The sequence below is a fragment of the Pauljensenia sp. 20925_1_34 genome (assembly GCF_041432775.1).
GTDB lineage: Bacteria > Actinomycetota > Actinomycetes > Actinomycetales > Actinomycetaceae > Pauljensenia.
The window spans coordinates 19,869-37,629 of sequence record NZ_JAPWAG010000009.1; the positions used below are offsets into that span (position 1 = coordinate 19,869).

The 17,761-nt window shown below is 65.6% G+C and carries 14 protein-coding genes; 10 read left to right on the forward strand and 4 right to left on the reverse strand.

Annotation, left to right across the window (positions count from 1 at the left end; translation table 11 throughout):
* Nucleotides 1–116 precede the first annotated feature (116 nt).
* From O3669_RS05055 to O3669_RS05070, 4 genes are all read left to right on the forward strand, one after another.
* Complete coding sequence (locus O3669_RS05055) at nt 117–869, forward strand: AzlC family ABC transporter permease (RefSeq protein WP_371523938.1); 753 nt, start codon at nt 117–119, stop codon at nt 867–869.
* On the forward strand, nt 866–1,195 hold the full coding sequence (locus O3669_RS05060) for a branched-chain amino acid transporter permease (protein WP_371523896.1): 330 nt from the start codon (nt 866–868) through the stop codon (nt 1,193–1,195). Before O3669_RS05055 ends, O3669_RS05060 begins: the two co-directional genes overlap by 4 nt.
* A gap of 508 nt (nt 1,196–1,703) precedes the next feature.
* Entirely contained in the window at nt 1,704–3,014 is a 1,311-nt protein-coding gene (locus O3669_RS05065) for an alpha/beta fold hydrolase (protein WP_371523897.1), read from the forward strand.
* Nucleotides 3,015–3,070: 56 nt separating this feature from the next.
* Entirely contained in the window at nt 3,071–3,583 is a 513-nt protein-coding gene (locus tag O3669_RS05070; protein WP_295968785.1) for a peptidase S9, read from the forward strand.
* 145 nt (nt 3,584–3,728) lie between these two features.
* On the opposite strand, the gene O3669_RS05075 is transcribed toward O3669_RS05070, so the two are convergent.
* Genes O3669_RS05075 through O3669_RS05085 form a run of 3 tightly spaced genes read right to left on the reverse strand, consistent with a single transcriptional unit; the run spans nt 3,729 to nt 7,265 of the window.
* Nucleotides 3,729–4,808: a hypothetical protein gene (locus tag O3669_RS05075; RefSeq protein ID WP_371523898.1), complete on the reverse strand. Its 1,080-nt coding sequence runs from the start codon at nt 4,806–4,808 to the stop codon at nt 3,729–3,731.
* A gap of 40 nt (nt 4,809–4,848) precedes the next feature.
* Entirely contained in the window at nt 4,849–6,246 is a 1,398-nt protein-coding gene (locus tag O3669_RS05080) for an AAA family ATPase (protein WP_371523899.1), read from the reverse strand.
* A 59-nt stretch (nt 6,247–6,305) separates the two neighbouring features.
* Nucleotides 6,306–7,265 (reverse strand): tetratricopeptide repeat protein, encoded by a 960-nt coding sequence (locus tag O3669_RS05085; protein WP_371523900.1) that lies wholly within the window; start codon nt 7,263–7,265, stop codon nt 6,306–6,308.
* Nucleotides 7,266–7,456: 191 nt separating this feature from the next.
* Here O3669_RS05085 and nrdF point away from each other — a divergent pair, with 191 nt between their 5' ends.
* Nucleotides 7,457–8,419: a class 1b ribonucleoside-diphosphate reductase subunit beta gene (gene nrdF / locus O3669_RS05090; protein WP_371523901.1), complete on the forward strand. Its 963-nt coding sequence runs from the start codon at nt 7,457–7,459 to the stop codon at nt 8,417–8,419.
* Nucleotides 8,420–9,230: 811 nt separating this feature from the next.
* On the opposite strand, the gene O3669_RS05095 is transcribed toward nrdF, so the two are convergent.
* Nucleotides 9,231–11,852 carry a prealbumin-like fold domain-containing protein gene (locus O3669_RS05095; protein ID WP_371523902.1) on the reverse strand — a complete coding sequence of 874 codons (2,622 nt, stop codon included), beginning with the start codon at nt 11,850–11,852 and terminating at the stop codon, nt 9,231–9,233.
* A gap of 575 nt (nt 11,853–12,427) precedes the next feature.
* On the opposite strand from O3669_RS05095, the gene O3669_RS05100 reads away from it, so the two are divergent.
* The 5 genes from O3669_RS05100 to O3669_RS05120 are packed head-to-tail and all read left to right on the forward strand — an operon-like array spanning nt 12,428 to nt 17,755.
* Complete coding sequence (locus O3669_RS05100) at nt 12,428–13,129, forward strand: DUF3662 and FHA domain-containing protein (protein ID WP_295968002.1); 702 nt, start codon at nt 12,428–12,430, stop codon at nt 13,127–13,129.
* A 4-nt stretch (nt 13,130–13,133) separates the two neighbouring features.
* Nucleotides 13,134–13,634, forward strand: coding sequence for an FHA domain-containing protein (locus O3669_RS05105; RefSeq protein WP_295920982.1), 501 nt, complete (start codon nt 13,134–13,136; stop codon nt 13,632–13,634).
* A gap of 1 nt (nt 13,635) precedes the next feature.
* Nucleotides 13,636–14,922 (forward strand): PP2C family serine/threonine-protein phosphatase, encoded by a 1,287-nt coding sequence (locus tag O3669_RS05110; RefSeq protein WP_314770160.1) that lies wholly within the window; start codon nt 13,636–13,638, stop codon nt 14,920–14,922.
* Nucleotides 14,922–16,304 carry an FtsW/RodA/SpoVE family cell cycle protein gene (locus tag O3669_RS05115; protein WP_314770161.1) on the forward strand — a complete coding sequence of 461 codons (1,383 nt, stop codon included), beginning with the start codon at nt 14,922–14,924 and terminating at the stop codon, nt 16,302–16,304. Before O3669_RS05110 ends, O3669_RS05115 begins: the two co-directional genes overlap by 1 nt.
* Before the next feature lie 2 nt (nt 16,305–16,306).
* On the forward strand, nt 16,307–17,755 hold the full coding sequence (locus O3669_RS05120) for a peptidoglycan D,D-transpeptidase FtsI family protein (protein WP_371523903.1): 1,449 nt from the start codon (nt 16,307–16,309) through the stop codon (nt 17,753–17,755).
* The last annotated feature ends 6 nt before the right edge of the window (nt 17,756–17,761 follow it).

The following is a 17,761-nucleotide window of genomic DNA, read 5'->3' on the forward strand; positions in this document are numbered from 1 at the left end:
TAGGACCCACAAAAACGTGGAAATCATCACGTGCATGCGCGCCCGCTCGCATATGCACGGGCTAACGCGCCAGAATTGCACCCGTGCCTCAGCCATTCCACAGCGTGAACGTCCCCATGCCGGCGAGCCCTACCCGCGTCGAGATCATCGAAGGTCTGCGCATCACGGCTCCCGTCGCGGCTGGCTATATCCCCCTCGGCCTGGCGTATGGCCTACTGGTCGTCCAACTCGGCCTGCCCTGGTGGATCGCCCCAGCCCTCTCCCTGGCCGCCTACTCGGGGTCAGCCGAGCTGCTCGTCGTCACCCTGGCCTCGCACAACACGCCCCTGGCGGTGATCGCCGTGACAATGCTGCTGGTGAATTTCCGCCTCCTATTCTTCGCGTTCTCATTCCCGCTCCAGGTCGTCGAGGGACGCCTCGCGCGCCTGTTCTCGATGTACGCCCTAGTCGACGAGGCCTACGCCCTGACCGCCGCTCGTCCCAACGGCTGGACGAAGCCTCGCCTGCTAGCCATGCAGGTGCTCTTCCATCTCACGTGGCTCGTCTCGGGCCTCGTCGGGGTGCTCGCGGGAGGCCTGATCCCCACGCAGATCGAAGGCCTGGACTTCGCCCTCACGGCCCTGTTCATCACGCTGACGCTGGACTCGGCGCGCTCGGTGCGCGAACTCCCCTCGGTCGCCCTGGCCGGCGCCTCCTTCGTGGTCGCGATGGCGGCGCCCCCGTCCCACCGCCTCCTCGTGGCGCTGCTGATTTTCGTCGCATGCCTGGCAGTGCGTCACGTCCTCAATCGACGAGGCATCCTGCGCTCCCCCAATCCCCTTCCCCCGGAGGACGGGTCAGCTTTCACGCGCAAGGGGGACGCCTCATGACGACGTCGCTCACCTACCTGCTGACGATCCTGGCCCTGGTTTTCGTCATCGACTTTACGCTGCGAGCGCTGCCCTTCAAGATACTGGAGCCGCTGCGCGGCTCGCGCTTCGTCTCCGACATGGCGGTGTGGATGCCGCCGGGGATCATGCTGATCCTGGTCCTATCGACGCTGACACACAACGCCCACACGGCGGGAGACCACTGGTGGGTGGCCCTGGCCGCCACGGGCGTGACGGTCGCCGTCCACCTGCTCAGCGGCCGCAAGCTCCTGTGGAGCGTCGGCGCAGGAACGCTCGCCTACATCGCGCTGCTGAACTGGTTCTGATGAACTGGCTCTGAGCGCCCCGCGCCCCAACCTCGCGCCCCTCCCCCAAAGTCGCACCCAGCTGCGCCCCAACCCCGCGCCCCCCCTAAAAGTTGCACGTAATTTAACTTGGTCATTTTTCGAGACACCCCACAAACGTTGCAATCCCAACGACACGATTTCAAAGTCTGAAATACTCGCAGGGGAATTACGTGCGACATTTTTGGGGAACCATGCGGGATAGGCTGCCGCCACGCGCAGCCCGAGCGGAAGGCGCCGAAGCGCCCGAGCGGATAGACCCCACACCCCAACCCCGCGCCCCTAAAAGTCGCACGTAATTTAACTTGGTCATTTTTCGAGACACCCCACAAACGTTGCAATCCCAACGACACGATTTCAAAGTCTGAAATACTCGCCGGGGAATTACGTGCGACATTTTTGGGGAACCATGCGGGATAGGCTGCCCCCACGCGTCACCCGGGTTCGAGCGACGCAACAGCGCCACACCAAACCCGCTACCATTGTGTCCATGCACACAGAGTCGTACATTCACCACGGTCACACGGTTTACGAGCACCGCCTCCAGGTCCCCCTGGATCACCTGCGCCCCGCCGGCGAGGACAACCCGACGATCGAGGTGTTCGCCCGCGAGGTCGTGCGCAAGGGCCGCGAGGACTCCCCCTACGCGGTGTTCCTCCAGGGTGGCCCGGGCTACCCGAGCCCGCGTTTCGGCACCTTCACCGGCGGGTGGATGAACCGGCTCCTCCAGGACTATCGGGTGGTGCTCCTCGATCAACGAGGCACGGGCCAGTCGACCCGCATGGACGCCCAGGCGCTCTCCCACTTGGACACGGACGAGGACAAGGCCGCGTACCTGCGCCACTTCCGCCAGGATCAGATCGTGTACGACGCGGAGGCGCTGCGCCGCGAGCTGTGCGGGGATGACCCGTGGACGACGCTCGGACAGTCTTTCGGCGGTTTCATTACAACCTCGTACCTGTCGCTGGCTCCCCAGGGATTGAAGGCCAGCCTGATCACGGGAGGCCTGCCCGGCCTCGTCCATGTGGACGACATCTACCGCCTGACGTATGAGCGCACGGCGGCGCGCAACCGCGCGTACTTCCAGCGCCACCCGGGCGACGAGCGCACGGTACGCGAGCTGTGCGCGCACCTGGCGGACACGGAGGAGACGCTGCCGACGGGCGAGCGCCTCTCCCCCGCGCGCCTACGCATGATCGGCATGATGCTGGGCGGCCAGGGCAACACGGATCAGCTGCACTACCTGCTGGAGGGCCCGTGGACGTCGGTTCGAGGCCAGCGCCGCCTCTCGTCACAGTTCCTGGCGGCGATCGGCTCGCAGGTGGACGTCGCGCCGATTTACGCCGTGTTCCAGGAGTACATCTACGCGTGCGCGACGCCGGACCTGGTGGGTACGGCGACGGGGTGGGCGGCGGATCGCCTGGCCGAGGAGGTCCCGGGCTTCGCGAAGGACGCGGACCCCCTCGACGACAAGGAACCCTTCTACCTGACGGGCGAGCATTTCATGCGCCGCGTGTTCGACGAGGACCCGGGCTTGGCGCCACTGAAGGGCGTCGCGGAGATTCTCGCGTCGACGACGGAGGCGGCCCCGGTGTATCTGCAGGACGTGCTGGCGCAGAACACGGTGCCGGTCGCGGCGGCCGTGTACTACGACGACATGTTCGTGCCGCGCGAGCTCTCCCTGGACACGGGTGACCTGATCGGAGCCCGCCACTACATCACGAACGAGTATCAGCACGACGGCTCCGCCTATTCGGGCGGCGCGGTCGTCTCTCACCTGCTTGACCTGCTCGCGGATTGATCCGCTCAGGTGTGGACCCCCGCGGTATCCGCGGATTCTGACTGAAAGGACTGGCTATGGCCTCGTCTCACTCTTGCCCCTGCTCCTGCCCGTTGAAGGACAACCCGACCCGCGCCGCGGGCCTCGCCGTCGGCGCGGGCGCGACGCTCGCCTGGTACGCGCTGCCCGATTACGTGCGCTCTCGCCCGCTGCGCGGCCTCATCAAGACGGGTCTGCTGGGCGCGATCGGCTGGTCGATCGTGGCGATGATGCCCGAGGACGGCGAGCTGCCGCCCTACGACGACGAGACGGACTGCTCGAAGGGGTCGCCAGTGGCCGACGACCCGCTCGACGGCGTCACGGAGGCGGAGCCGCGCGAGCTGGCGGTCTTGGCGGGAGCGGCGCTGGGCTCGGCGGTGCTGACGGTGGCCGTGGAGCGCTGGCTGTTCCGCCGCGGTGAGCGCCGCCGCGCCGCGGGGGTTCGCCTGGCCCACACGAGGCAGGGGCTGGCTCTCGGGGCCCTGGAGGCGGTTGCGACCGTGGCGACGCTCGCGGGCGAGGGACGGGGCAGCTGCTCGACGAACGCGTAAGTAATCGGTGCCAGGCCACGAGGCCTGGGCGAGCAATGCGTGACCCGCGCGGCCGACGGCGCTCCGGTTTCGGGGTTCCCCGGCTGCGCGGGCGTGTGTGTACACCTTGGCGTGTGTCTTGCGCGGGGACTGTGCTGCGCGTCCGTCAGCGCCGATACGTCCGAACGACCCGGAGGGCTGCGCGTGCCAGGCCCAAGCCGCAGGCCATGATGAGAATCGGGAGACCCACGGCCGCCCACCACGACGAGGCCCTCCCAACGAGCGCCAAGACCGCCCAGATGAGCGGAGGCAGGATCATCATGATGGTGGCCAGTGTCGCCATGATCGAGCTGACCGGGAGCTTTTCGTAGATCCTGATGAAGGCTGCGCGGGGGCTCATTCCGAGGGCTGTGCCGAGCTTCGCGGTGTCTGCTTTGAATGAGCGGGCCACGCGAGAAACAAAGATGAGGGAAGCAAGCAGGCCGATCACGACGGCGACCGTGCGCAGGCCGACAGCGTACACCAGGCCGGCAAGGAGCCACGCGACAGCGTACCCAGTGAGCACGTACACGCACGCCCTGAGCATGTTCCCGAAGACCATCCAGTTAAGTTGGAGCGCAATATCACCCTGGTCGGGGTCTGTGGCGAGGATGTCGGTATAGAGGCGGGCGCTCTCGTCGGCGTTGTCCTTTTGCTTGATCCAGGCGAGTGCCTTGCGCGCGTGAAGGTTGTCGGGTTCGATCTCGAGGACGCGCGCGTAGACCTCTTCGGCTTCCGGGGAGCGCCGCTCCTGGAGGACGTCTCCGAGTTTGCTCAGCACGTAGACGTCTTCCGGGGCTTGACGCGCGGCTTCACGCGCGACGGCTTCGGCTTCTTCCATCCGACCGTTACGCAAGAGGCTGATCGCGTGGAGGGACTGGTAGGGGATCCAGTCGGGATCGAGTTCGATCAGGCGCGACGTGTGCTGAAGGGCGGCCGCATCGTCCGGCTCGACGATGGCCAGCCAATAGAGCGCGGTGTCGTTGTTGGGTTCTGCTTCGAGGGCTCGCCGCGCGCAGGCGTACGCCTCGTCTCTCTTGCCCATTCCCGCGAAGGCGACCGCGAGGAAGCAGTTGACGGCCGCAACGAGAAGAGGGGTTGTCTGCGGGATCGTGACAAGGAGCTCGATGGCTTGTTCCTGTCGCCCAAGGTCGATGAGCGCGTGGGCGCGCTTAATCTGCTCGCGAGCGGAGCTTTCGTCTGTCATTGTGTTCTCTCAAGGGCAGGTACCAGGCCCGCAAGGGCACTCACAGCAGCTTGTTGGCCTTCATGTAGGCGGCCAGGTCGTCGTATTGGCCGTCACGGTTGCCGTACTCGACAATGTTGCGCGCCGAGGAGAACCACGGGCCCGCGCTGGGGCGCACCTGCTTGAGGGCGTTCGCAAAGTCCTGCATAGTCATCATGCGGACGGTGCCGGTGCGCAGGGAGTCCATCATGGCGAACTCGGCGGCGCTGTCGACCAGGTGGGCCAGGTCCGCGCCGGTGAAGCCGTTGGTCTGGCGCACGAGGACGCCCAGGTCGATCCCCTCCATGGGCCTGTCCTTCAGGTAGTGGTAGAGGATCGAGTGGCGCGCGGGCGCGTCGGGCGGCAGGACGGCGACGGATCGGTCGAAGCGCCCGGGCCTGCGCAGGGCGGGGTCCACGTCCCACGGCGTGTTCGTGGCTGCCAGGATGAACAGTCCTTCGTTGTCGGCACCGATGCCGTCCATTTCCATGAGGAGCTGGTTGGTGACGCCTCGCCACGCGGCGCTGGTGGATTGGCTGCGCTTCTGCCCGATGGCGTCGATCTCATCGAGGAAGAGGACGACGGGCGCGTGCTTGCGGGCGGTGACGAACAGGGAGTGGAGGTTCGCTTCGGAGTTGCCGATGAACTGGTCGAGGATGTCGGTGAGGGTGACGTTGATAAAGGACGCACCGATCTCGCCGGCGAGCGCACGCGCGATGTAGGTTTTGCCGCATCCCGGGGGGCCGTAGAGCATGAGTCCACCCTTGAGGCTCTTGCCGTAGAGCCTGCGGAGTTCGGGGTTGCGCAGGGGCGCCAGGAACGCCATGTTGAGGCGGTCTTTGACGTCTTGCATGCCGCCGACGTCAGCCAGGGTGGAGGTGGCAATTTCGACGTCCCACACGTCCTCGGCGGCGGGCGGTGCCTCGTTGTAGACGGGTTCGGCACCGTTGACGAAGGCGGGCGCGGGGCCGCCGACCTGTTCCTCGGCGCTGCGCCAGTCGAAGTTCTGCGACTCGCCTCCCTGGGTGGGTGTGTTCGACGAGGCCGGGGTGGCCTCGTCGGCTCCGCTGCCCGAGGCCGGGGTGGCCTCGTCGGCTCCGCTGCCCGAGGCCGGTGCTGACTTCTGGGGCGCGGGCGCGGTCGGCGTATCCGCGGGCTGAGGGGTCGCGGCGGGGGCTGCCATGGCCTCGGCGGTGGGAGCGACCTGCGCGGGGGCCTCGGGAACGCCCAGGGCCGAGCGCATGAGGGCGGCGGCGCGCTCGTTGGTCGGCTCGGAGGCGAGGACGACGCCGAGGTGGGGAACAGCGTCGGTGCCTCGCCCGTCGGCGATCAGGAGTTCAGCGAGGTGCAGGCGCAGCGGGACGTCCCCTGGTCGATCGCTAACGACGGCCGTGAGGGAGTCAATGAGGGGATTCGTCATGCCCCCAAGCCTACCGGGCGGTTGCCTCATCTCCGTCCCGAATGCGGCGGTGGGCTACCCTACCCGATGCCGATCATGATGCATATGAGGAAGAAGCCGACGATGGCGGCGATGTACAACGAGGTGACAGCGTTGGAAAAAAACTCGGGGAATCGGCTCCACAGGCGCATGAAGGACAGTCGCACGCCTCGCGGCAAGGTTCGGTTGAACGTGGAGATCTGGACAGCCACGTAGACGCGAATACTGACGACCGAGGCGACGTACAGCAGGAAGACCCCCCAGTAGGCGCCGGGGAATAGGAATCGGGCGACGAACAGGTCGAAGAGTAGGCAGCACAGGCCGGAGATAGCGGCGACTTTCCCGCCTTTGGGCAGCACGGCGCGGATGCGGCGCAGCATGGTGCGGTAGGCGGCGGAGACGGCGGGTTGCATCTCGATAGCGTAGGAGGAGCGCACCACTCCCTTGAGGGGGCAGGCCAGGGAGTCGAAGGCGAACTTGGCTTCGTCCAGGTCCGGGTCATTGTCCTTGGCGCGACGGAACGCCCACTGTGCGACGTTAGGATCGATGGGCTCCCACAGGGCGCCGTAGGCCATCAGGAACTCGACGTCGTCGACAAAGCTATTGACGGCAACCTGCGAGACGGGCAGCGCCTCCTCGTAGCGCCCGAGGTCAACGAGGCACAAGGTCAGCTCGCGGGCAATCTCGGGAGATTGGGGATGGAGGCGCATGCCAGCCGAGGCCACCGCCGCGGCGTCGGCCACCAGCCCCTGTCGGCGCTGGGCCCGGGCCATGAGGGCGAAGGGCGCAGCCATGTCGTCGCCGTAGGAGTGGGCGCGCGTCGCGTATTCCTCACACAGGGGGTAGCGGCCGAGGCGGTCGGCGCAGGCGGCGGCCTGAATGTCGCGCCGGTAACAGGCGTCCTCGCCGATGACGTCGATGGCCTCGAGGATACTCAGGGCCGCCCGGTAGTCGCGGGCGGCAATCGCGGCATCAGCGTCAGCAAAGGTAGGCGTCGTCATGGCCGATACGATACCGCTCCACCCGGCATCTCGTGGGTGCGTCCACGAACAACCCATCCGCGTCCGTGAGTTTGTCTACGAGACTCGGCCGGGCGCTTCAGAGCACCCACCTCACCCCACGGGTATCCTGGTGGGAGCACGCGAGGTCGCCCCGGCCTCGTCCGTCCGACACTGTACGTAGAGGAGCCCCCATGGCGACCGAGCCCGTGTTCGAGGCCATCAACTGGAACAAGATCCAAGACGACAAGGACCTTGAGGTCTGGGATCGCCTGACGGGTAACTTCTGGCTGCCTGAGAAGATTCCGCTCTCCAACGACCTGCCGAGCTGGAAGACCCTCACCAAGGACGAGCAGCTCATGACGAACCGCGTGTTCACGGGCCTGACCCTGCTGGACACGCTCCAGGGCACGGTCGGCGCGGTGTCGCTGATCCCGGACGCGCGCACCCCGCACGAGGAGGCCGTCTACACGAACATTGCGTTCATGGAGTCGGTGCACGCCAAGTCCTACTCGTCGATCTTCTCCACCCTGCTGTCCACGGAGGAAATCAACGAGTCCTTCCGCTGGTCCAACGAGAACGCGGCCCTGCAGAAGAAGGCCGAGATCATCAAGTCGTACTACGACGGCGACGACCCGGAGAAGCGCAAGGTCGCCTCGACGATGCTCGAGTCCTTCCTGTTCTACTCGGGCTTCTACGCGCCCATGTACTGGAGCTCGCACGCCAAGCTGACGAACACGGCTGACCTGATCCGCCTCATCATCCGCGACGAGGCCGTCCACGGCTACTACATCGGCTACAAGTACCAGCTGGCCGTGAACGAGTCGAGCCAGGAGCGCCAGGACGACCTGCACGACTACACGTACTCGCTGCTGTACGAGCTCTACGAGAACGAAGAACAGTACACGGAGGACCTGTACGATCCGCTCGGCCTGACCGAGGACGTCAAGAAGTTCCTGCGTTACAACGCGAACAAGGCGCTCATGAACCTGGGGTACGAGGCCCTGTTCCCGCACGACGCGACCGACGTGAACCCCGCGATCCTGGCGGCCCTGAGCCCCAACGCGGACGAGAACCACGACTTCTTCTCGGGTTCCGGCTCGTCCTACGTGATGGGCGAGGTCGTGGACACCGAGGACGAGGACTGGGACTTCTGATCCTGCCAACGCGGCCGGGCGCGCCCGGCCGCGTTGTCTGTGCGTGGCCCGGCAGTGTCGTGTGCCCGGCCACGTCGTCTATACGCTCCCTTTCCTGGGTCACTCACCCAAAAGTCGCACGTAATTTAACACGGTCATTTTTCGACATAGCCCACAAACGTTGCAATTCCAACGACCCGATTTCAATATTTGAAATAATCGCAAGGGAATTACGTGCGACATTGTTGAGGAACTACGGGACCACGGGACCACGACTGCAAGAATCTGGCGTGTGCACGACGCGGGCGCACGCCCGGCCGCGTTGTCTGTGCACGCTCCCTTTCCTGGGTCCCCCACCCAAAAGTCGCACGTAATTTAACACGGTCATTTTTCGACATAGCCCACAAACGTTGCAATTCCAACGACTCGATTTCAATGTTTGAAATAATCGCAAGGGAATTACGTGCGACATTGTTGAGGAACTACGGGACCACGACTGCAGGAATCTGGCGTATGCAAGACGCGGACGCACGACGCGGCCACATCGTGTGCCCGGCCGCGTTTTCTGTGCGCGCTCCCTTTCCTCGGCTACTCACCCAAAAGTCGCACGTAATTTAACACGGTCATTTTTCGACGTAGCCCACAAACGTTGCAATTCCAACGACTCCATTTCAATGTTTGAAATAATCGCAAGGGAATTACGTGCGACATTGTTGAGGAACCACTCCGTGGAGCCCCAGAGCCGCAGAGCCGTGGAGCCGTGGAGCCGCAGAACAACGGGGGTGTCCGCCGTGTAGCGAACACCCCCGATGAGCGGTATCACGATCCGCGACTACTTGGCCATCGCGTACTCCTTGCGGCGCATCCCGCACCCGCCGGCCAGGCCGACCAGGCCCGCGGCCACCGCGAGGTAGGGGTAGATGCCACCGGCGCCAGCCTTGGGCAGCTCGCCGACCTGTGTGTCGACGACGCGGATACCCGGCAGGGCGGCGTCACCGCTGGCATCAGCGTCGGCGGGCAGGACTCGCACGGAGGTGAAGCCTTGGTCCGGTCCGTAGTCGGCCACGACGACGGTCGAACGCGCGTCATCGGTCCCAACCTCGATATGGAAGGGAACGGGGCGCGGCAGCAGGACGTGCCCTGCGGGCGCGCGGGTCTCCACGAGCCAGTAGGTGACGCCCTTCTCCAGGGACGAGACCACGAAGCTGGATCCACCATCAAGTACGCTGACCGGGGTCCCGTTGAGCTCCGCGTTGTCGTAGATCGCGAAAGCAGCGCCGTCGAGCGGATACGTTCCGTCGTCGTTCGGGGTGCCGACCGGCTGTGTTCCGGCCTTCTCGACGCGGATCGAGCGCGGGCGAGCGGGCGCACAGGCCTCGTTGTTGGCGCTACCGTCGTGGTCCTTGGGGCCGGCGACCTCGTTGTAGAGGCCGTGGCCCGGAACGAGGCGCTCGTTTTCGGTGCGGCACTCGAGCAGCGATTCCTTGTAGCCCTCGGCGCTCTTGTCGCGCGCGACGCGGAAGCGGATGAACCACGTGACGGAGGCGCCCGGCTCGATGTCGGTCCCCTCGGTCAGGACGTAGTTTTCGGTCGGGGCCAGCTCGGGGACCCGATCAATGTCCTCCGGCTCGGTGGTGATGCGCGCGGATTGCACGGTCAGGCCCGGCGCGAAGTCGGGGCGATCCACCACCCAGCCCGTCGAGCCCTTCACGTTGCCATCGTTGGTCGCGGTAATGCGGTAGGTGACGGTGATGTCGTCAGTCGTCGCGCCATCAACGCCGTCCAGTTCCTTTTTCAGGCGCAGATTCGGGGATTGCAGCTGGTTGGTGAAGGTACAGGTGATCGGCAGTGCCGCGGCGGACGAGGCCGGGGCAACCTCCGAGAAGTCGACACCGCCGGTGGTCGCATCGCGGGTGACGTTCACGCGCTCACCCACGCCATTCAGGCAGGTCACATCCGTCATGGCCCACACCGGCGAGCCCGACAGCTCGCTGGTCTCCCACGTGGGCCCGAAGTAGCCGGGCTTCGGGGAGTATCCGGGCAGGACGGGGCCGGTCTCGGCGATCACGAACTTCGACTGGCCGGGGATGAAGGCTTTGTAGCCGGAGGTGGCGGAGCTGTTCTCCCCGTAGCCCGTGGGGGTGAGCTGAGACTCCGAGAAGGAGCCGTCAGCCACGAAGCCATCGGCGGCCACCACCGTCGTATCCGGCGTGCCGGTCATGCCGCTCCAGCCATCGACAGCCCGCGTCGTGAAGGTGAAGGGAGGGATAGTCCCGCCCACGCCCTCGGAGTCCTCCGTGATCGCCTTGGCGACGCGCACGTAGCGCTCCTGTTGGAACGAGCCATACATACAACCAAATGACGACCTGTTCTCCTTCGTGACGAACGTCGCCACCGGCTCCACGCCCGCCGGTGGCTGGGCGGGGCAGTTGCCGTCCGCGTTGGGCACGAAACCGTAGATGAAGAGGCGGTGCGGCATCCCGTTGATCATGACGGTCTTCTCAGACGTGGTCTTACGGATCGTCAGGATGTCGTCAGAGCCGGGAGTCTGGCCAGGAGCACCCGCATTCTCGGGGTACTTCCAGGGTTCCCTGTTCGCGGCGGGCGGGTTGGGATTCTTGTAGATGTCCGTATCACCCTTGCCCGCGCCCACGTACTTGTGGCAGTACCAGGTAACCTTATCCCCGCGCTTACGCGCCTTGTAGGGCGCGCCGGGAGGACAGTAGGTCCCACTGGCTGCGTCTTTGTACTCGTAGGGGCCACCCGCGCGGGGCACCGCGGTCGTCTCCGTGTCGTTGTCGGTTTCCTGCTGGTCGAAGGGGAAGGACTCCTCCAGGTCTCCGATGCGCACATCGAAGGTAGAGTGCACCCAGCCGTTCCACGTAAGAATCGTGAAATTGTTGTGGCGCACGGCCCCGATCAGGAAGGGCTCGCCCAGCGTCACCGTTCCGGGATCGTTGGGCTTGAAGCCCAGAGCACTCGTCGTGGAGGCGGAGATGTAGTACGGACTGTATTCAGCAGTAGCTGTGTAGGGCTTGCCTCGAACGATGTAGGACCAGTAGTCCCCACTCTCAGCCACAGATGCTTTCAGCCACGGCTGAACCTGTGTGCCGCTGGTGTGCTTGATCGACGACTGGTTCGGGTCGCTCGAGTTGTAGCGCGACTGGCCGCGCACGACACCGAAGTAGCCGTTGTCGGGCACGAAGGTTGTGCGATCTCCTTCAGTGTTGTTGATGACGGTGGCACCGATACGTCCCTCGGCGCGATTGAAGGACGTCGTGATCGCGCCCGGCGTTTCGAGCGGCGCCTCGGCGCGCGTCGGCTCAACGGTGGCCGTCAGCGCGGGTAGGGCGGCCGCAGCGGCGACGAGGCCTGCTGCCAGGGCGCGGCCGATATATCGGCGCGGTCGTCGCACCGGTCGAGACCGGTGCTGAATGGGTGTGATGTCGTTCATGGTTCCCCCCAGGATGCCAATGGTTACTGACTCACCCTATCAATTATCTAATAATCGTGCGCCAGACGTGGGCACATCTCTCATTTGGCCCCCGACCTGCACGTTTGTGACAAGTCTTTCAATACTTCCAGCCCTTACCTTTTCCATACAATTAACCGCATGGCGACAATGACACAAAGGATCCTGACCACCCTCACAATTCCACCGCCACAAGCGATAGCGCGGCCACCCTGTCAACACCACACGCAGACACGCCCCACAAAGACTTCAACCACGCTTCAAACAGAACAAGGTCGCGACACTCGCTCGATCAGACCCAGATATCCTGTTACCTCCCACACACTTATCGTCACACATGCACCACCTGCACCATGTGCAACAAGCGCATCACGAGCGAGTATTCCCCGACATAACGGGCATCTCGCGAATAACACCGAGCAATAGCCGATCGCGAACATCCCGACACTTACAACCCCACGACCACCCGCGACAGTTAGACTGGGACAGGGAGCGCATAGCTTCCACACAGTCCGTACGTCGCGCACAAGGCGCGGGGGAATGAGGAGTGCACGATTATGAGTATCTTCGACCGCTTTGAGAGCGCCGTCGAGAGAGGCGTCAACGGCGCCTTCTCGCGCGTGTTCCGGTCGGGGATTAAGCCCGTGGACATCACCACGGCGATCCGCCGCGCCATGGACGATTCTGTCCAGGAAGTCTCCGCGTCGCGCATCATCGCAGCGAACCACTTCACCGTCTACGCCTCACGCGAAGACCTTTTCTCCCTAGAAGCGTCGCTCGACGTCCTCGCCGACGAATTCGCCCAGCAGGCGACCGAGCACGCCTCCACCAACGACTACTCCCTCATCGGCCCCGTCAGCGTCGAATTCGTCGCCGACCCCTCCGAGCCCAGCGGGACCCTCAAGGTTGCCGCGGAAAACCGCAGGGGTGCCGCCGCCCCCGCCACGGCCTCGTCCGCGTCCCCCGAACACCCCATCATTGACGTCGACGGCGACAAGTGGCTCCTCACCGAGCCCGTCACCGTCATCGGCCGCGGCTCCGAAGCCGACATCGTCGTCAATGACTCCGGCGTCTCGCGCCGCCACCTTGAACTTCGCATCACCCCCACCGGAGTGATCGCGACCGACCTGGGCTCCACCAACGGATCCTTCGTCGAAGGCCACCGAATCGACGCAGCGACTCTGCTCGACGGCAACCAGATCGTTATCGGACGAACCAAGATCCTCTTCTGGACCCACCCAGACCAGAGCGGAGTTTAATGAAGTGACCACAGACCTCGCATTTACCGTTTTTCGCATCGGGTTCCTGGTGCTGCTCTGGCTCCTCGTGCTCGCGGCCGTCAACACGCTGCGACGCGACATCTTCGGCACCGTCGTGACCCCGCGCGGCAAGGGGCGCGACAAGGCCGCTTCGCGCCGCAAGGCCTCGCGTACCAAGCGCAAGAACAAGAAGCGCACGTCCTCCAACCCCCTGGCCCCCAAGGACCTCCTGGTCACCGGCGGGCCGCTCGTGGGTACCATGCTGCCCCTCGGCGAAGCGCCCATCGTCATCGGCCGATCCCCCGCATGCACCCTCGTGCTCGAAGACGAGTACGCCTCCAGCCGCCACGCCGCGCTCACCCCGCAAGCCGACGGCTGGTGGATCGAAGACCTCTCCAGCCGAAACGGCACGTTCATCGACGACGAGCGATTGAGCGCACCGCGCCAGCTCAAGACTGGCGACATCATCCGTATCGGCCAGACGACTCTCGAATTGGTGGGTTGATATGCCAGGAAAAGCCGTTCAATTCCACTACGCTGCCCGCTCCGACGTGGGCCTCGTTCGCTCCAACAACCAGGACTCCGGCTACGCGGGCGCAAACCTGCTGGTCCTCGCCGACGGCATGGGTGGCCCTGCCGGCGGCGACATCGCTTCCTCGGTGGCCCTGGCCCACCTCGTGCCCCTCGATACGGACTCGCACCCGGCTGACTCGATGCTGCCCCTCCTGCGCGAGGCCCTCCTCGACGCGCACGAGGAGCTCACCGACCGCTCGAGCCGCGACCGCGACCTCGAGGGCCTGGGCACCACCTGCATCGCGCTCATGCGCTCCGGCAACCGCCTGGCCATGGTCCACATCGGCGACTCGCGCGCCTACGTGCTGCGCGGCGACACGCTCACGCAGGTCACGACGGACCACTCCTTCGTCCAGTACCTGGTCGACACCGGCCAGATCACGCCCGAAGAGGCCGAGCACCACCCCAACCGCAACGTCGTCCTGAAGATCCTCGGCGACGCCCAGGCCGACGTCGCCCCCGACGAGACCATCCGCACGGCCGTCGTCGGCGACCGCTGGATGCTGTGCTCCGACGGCCTGTCCGGCCTCGTCTCCCCCGAGACCATCGGCCAGGTCATGGCCGACTTCAAGGACCCGGGCGAGTGCGCCGAAGAGCTCATCCGCCTGGCCCTCCTGGGCGGCGGACCCGACAACATCACGTGCGTCATCGCGGACATCGTCCCCGCCGGCACCTACCCGCCCGCGCCCCCGCAGATCGTCGGCGCCGCGGCCATCGACCGCAACGCCAAATCACGCGGCGGCGAAGGAGCGGCGGCGCGCGCTGCCGCCCTGGGAGCCAAGGCCTCGGGCCACGGCACCGACGACGATGACGCGCCCGTCGAACTCAAGCCCCGCACTTCCTGGTGGACACCCATCTTCGTGTCTCTCGTGACCGTGCTCGTGGTCGCCGCCTCCTGGCTGTCCTGGAAGTGGACGCAGACCCAGTACTACGCGGTGGGCCAGGACGGCTACGTCGTCATCTACCAGGGCATCCCCCAGGCGATCGGCCCCTGGCGCCTCTCCCACGCGATCGAGGTCTCCGACGTCGCGCTGTCCGACCTGTCCCCCGTGGACCGCCAGCGCCTCGACACGCCGGTGCTACGCTCCACGCGCCAGGAGATCGACGACTACATCGAGGGCCTCAAGCGTTCCTCCGTCACGCCCTCTCACGAGACCAACCAGCCGAGCCTCCAGTCCGGCCAGAGCCAATCCGGGGTCCAAAGCGGAGAGGACTCCTAATGGCAACAGTCTCGATCGCACCGGCTAAGCCGCGCCGTTTTCTTGAGCTGGGCCTCATGGCCCTGGCCCTTACCGTCGGCATTTCCGGCTACGTCCTGACCTCGCTCAACGTCACGGATACGATCCCCGCGAACCTGCTCCCGCAGATCGGCGTGCTCGTCGCGCTCGCCATCATCGGGGAAATCGGCATCCACTTCCTAGCCCCCTACGCGGATCCCGTGATTCTCCCGATCGCGGTGGCCCTCACGGGCCTGGGCCTGGCGATGATCTACCGCCTCGACCTGGCGTATGAGGCTGGCGCTGTCGGGGACGTGGTCGGCTTCCGCCAGGCGCTCTTCGTGGGCGTCGCGATCGTCATTGCCGCCATTATCTTGATCTCGCTGCGCGACCACCGTATGCTGCGCCGCTACACCTACACGTTCGGCATTCTCTCGCTGTTCCTGCTGCTCCTCCCGATGGTCCCGGGCCTGGGCCAGGAAACCTTCGGCGCGCGCGTGTGGATTCGCCTGGGCCCCGTCTCGATTCAGCCCGGCGAGCTCGTCAAAATCACGCTGGCGATCTTCTTCGCCGGGTACCTGGTCACCAACCGCGACAACCTGGCGATCGGTGGCCGCAAGTTCCTGGGCATGCGCCTGCCGCGCGCCCGTGACCTCGGCCCCATCCTGGTCGTGTGGCTGATCGGCATCGCCATCCTGGTCCTGCAGCGCGACCTGGGCACCTCGCTGCTCTTCTTCGGCATGTTCGTTGCCATGCTGTACGTGGCCACCAACCGCGTGTCCTGGCTCTTCATCGGCTTCATGCTGTTCGTGCCCGCCGTCGCATTCGCCGTCAAGTTCTTCACCCACGTGCAGACGCGCTTCAACGGCTGGCTGTACGCCCTCGACCCCGAGTACTACCACGGCACCTCCTACCAGCTCGTCCAGGGCATCTTCGGCCAGGCGTCGGGCGGCCTCATGGGAACCGGGTGGGGCCGCGGCTACCCGCATCAGGTTCCGCTGGCGAACTCCGACTTCATCCTGTCCTCGCTGGCCGAGGAGCTGGGCCTGGTCGGCATGGCCGCGATCCTGGTCCTGTACCTGATTCTCGTCCAGCGCGGCCTGCGCGCGGCCCTGACGGTGCGCGACGGCTTCGGCAAGCTTCTGGCCACCGGCTTGAGCTTCTCGCTGGCCATCCAGCTGTTCGTGGTTCTCGGCGGCCTCACGCGACTCATCCCGCTGACGGGCCTGACCGCCCCCTTCCTCGCGGCCGGCGGCTCCTCGATGGTGTCCTCGTGGATCACCGTCGCCCTGCTGATTCGCGTGTCCGACGCTGCCCGCCGCCCGGCGTCCACCCAGTCTCCCTGGACCTCTGGAATCCAGGCGGCGCTGGGGGTGAGTGAGTAGGCATGAACGCACAGATTCGCAAGATTTTCGTCGTTGTCCTCATCATGTTCGCCATGCTGGGCCTGGCGGTGACGAACACGCAGTTCATTTCCGCGCCCTCTCTGAACGCGGACCCGCGTAACGTGCGCACCAACCTGCACGCGGCCGAGATCGACCGCGGACCCATCATCGTGGAGAAGACGGCCATCGCCTCGTCTGAGCTCGACGACGACAACCACTACACGCGCGTCTACGACCAGGGCTCCCTCTACGTGTCGGCCACCGGCTACTTCTCGTCGGTCGGTTACGGGTCGACCGGCATCGAAGCTGCCCAAGAGAACGTCCTGGACGGCCAGTCGCAGACCCTGCTCGGACAGCGCCTGCGCAACCTCCTGACGGGCGAAAAGCGCCAGGGCGGGGGCGTCGAGCTGACGCTGCGCGCCTCCATGCAGGAGGCAGCTGCCGCCGCGCTCGGCGACCGCAAGGGTGCCGTTGTGGCCCTGGACGCCAAGACCGGCGCAATCCTGGCCCTGTACTCGTCGCCGTCCTTCGATCCGAACGCACTGGCCTCCCGTGACGCCGGCGAGGTGCAAGACGCGTACGCGACGCTGGACGCCGACCCGAAGAACCCGATGCTCAACCGCACGATCTCGGAACGCTACGCGCCCGGCTCGACGTTCAAGGTCCTCACCGCGATCGCACTCATCGAGAACGGCATTGCCAATCCCGATACCCGCATGGACTCGCCCGTGTCGACGACCCTGCCGGGCACGAACACCGAGGTCTCCAACATCGAATCCTCGACCTGCGGCGACGGCAAACCGACGCTCACCGAGGCCTTTGCACGCTCGTGCAACACGACCTTTGTGCTTGCCTCCGAAAAGCTCACCACCCAGCAGCTCACAGACGTGACGAAGCGCTTCGGCTTTGGCCACGAGCAGGAAATCCCGCTGACGGTCATCCCCTCCGTGTTCCCCGCGGACGCGGACAGCGCGCAGCTCGCCATGAGTTCCATCGGCCAGTACACGGTCCAGGCGACGCCCATGCAGATGGCGCAGGTCGCGCAGACGATCGCCAACGGCGGCCAGATGATGAGTCCCTACCTGATCAAGCAGATCGTGGACGCCGATAACCAGACCATCCGCAAGACCAAGGCGACGGAAGCCGGCCGACCGATCTCCGCCGACACGGCCTCGAAGGTCACCGGCATGATGCAGGCGGTCGTCTCCCAGCCGTACGGCTCTGGAACACCGATGGCCCTGCCCAACGTCTCGGTCGCTGCCAAGACCGGCACCGCCGAAACCGGCGACGGCGACCGCGCCAACGCGTGGGCCATCGGCTTCGCGCCCGCGGACAACCCCCAGATTGCGTTCGCTGTCATCGTCGAAGGCGATGAGACGAACCCCACGCCGCACGGCGGTGACGTTGCCGGACCGGTCGCTAAGGCCGTCCTGGAAGCGGGGCTCCAGTGAGTGTTC

Excerpts from the sequence above, each read along its gene's own strand:
- O3669_RS05055 (WP_371523938.1), top strand. The coding sequence starts at position 117 with ATGCCGGCGAGCCCTACCCGCGTCGAGATCATCGAAGGTCTGCGCATC.
- O3669_RS05060 (WP_371523896.1), top strand. The coding sequence starts at position 866 with ATGACGACGTCGCTCACCTACCTGCTGACGATCCTGGCCCTGGTTTTC.
- O3669_RS05065 (WP_371523897.1), top strand. The coding sequence starts at position 1,704 with ATGCACACAGAGTCGTACATTCACCACGGTCACACGGTTTACGAGCAC.
- O3669_RS05070 (WP_295968785.1), top strand. The coding sequence starts at position 3,071 with ATGGCCTCGTCTCACTCTTGCCCCTGCTCCTGCCCGTTGAAGGACAAC.
- O3669_RS05075 (WP_371523898.1), bottom strand. The coding sequence starts at position 4,808 with ATGACAGACGAAAGCTCCGCTCGCGAGCAGATTAAGCGCGCCCACGCG.
- O3669_RS05080 (WP_371523899.1), bottom strand. The coding sequence starts at position 6,246 with ATGACGAATCCCCTCATTGACTCCCTCACGGCCGTCGTTAGCGATCGA.
- O3669_RS05085 (WP_371523900.1), bottom strand. The coding sequence starts at position 7,265 with ATGACGACGCCTACCTTTGCTGACGCTGATGCCGCGATTGCCGCCCGC.
- nrdF (WP_371523901.1), top strand. The coding sequence starts at position 7,457 with ATGGCGACCGAGCCCGTGTTCGAGGCCATCAACTGGAACAAGATCCAA.
- O3669_RS05095 (WP_371523902.1), bottom strand. The coding sequence starts at position 11,852 with ATGAACGACATCACACCCATTCAGCACCGGTCTCGACCGGTGCGACGA.
- O3669_RS05100 (WP_295968002.1), top strand. The coding sequence starts at position 12,428 with ATGAGTATCTTCGACCGCTTTGAGAGCGCCGTCGAGAGAGGCGTCAAC.
- O3669_RS05110 (WP_314770160.1), top strand. The coding sequence starts at position 13,636 with ATGCCAGGAAAAGCCGTTCAATTCCACTACGCTGCCCGCTCCGACGTG.
- O3669_RS05115 (WP_314770161.1), top strand. The coding sequence starts at position 14,922 with ATGGCAACAGTCTCGATCGCACCGGCTAAGCCGCGCCGTTTTCTTGAG.
- O3669_RS05120 (WP_371523903.1), top strand. The coding sequence starts at position 16,307 with ATGAACGCACAGATTCGCAAGATTTTCGTCGTTGTCCTCATCATGTTC.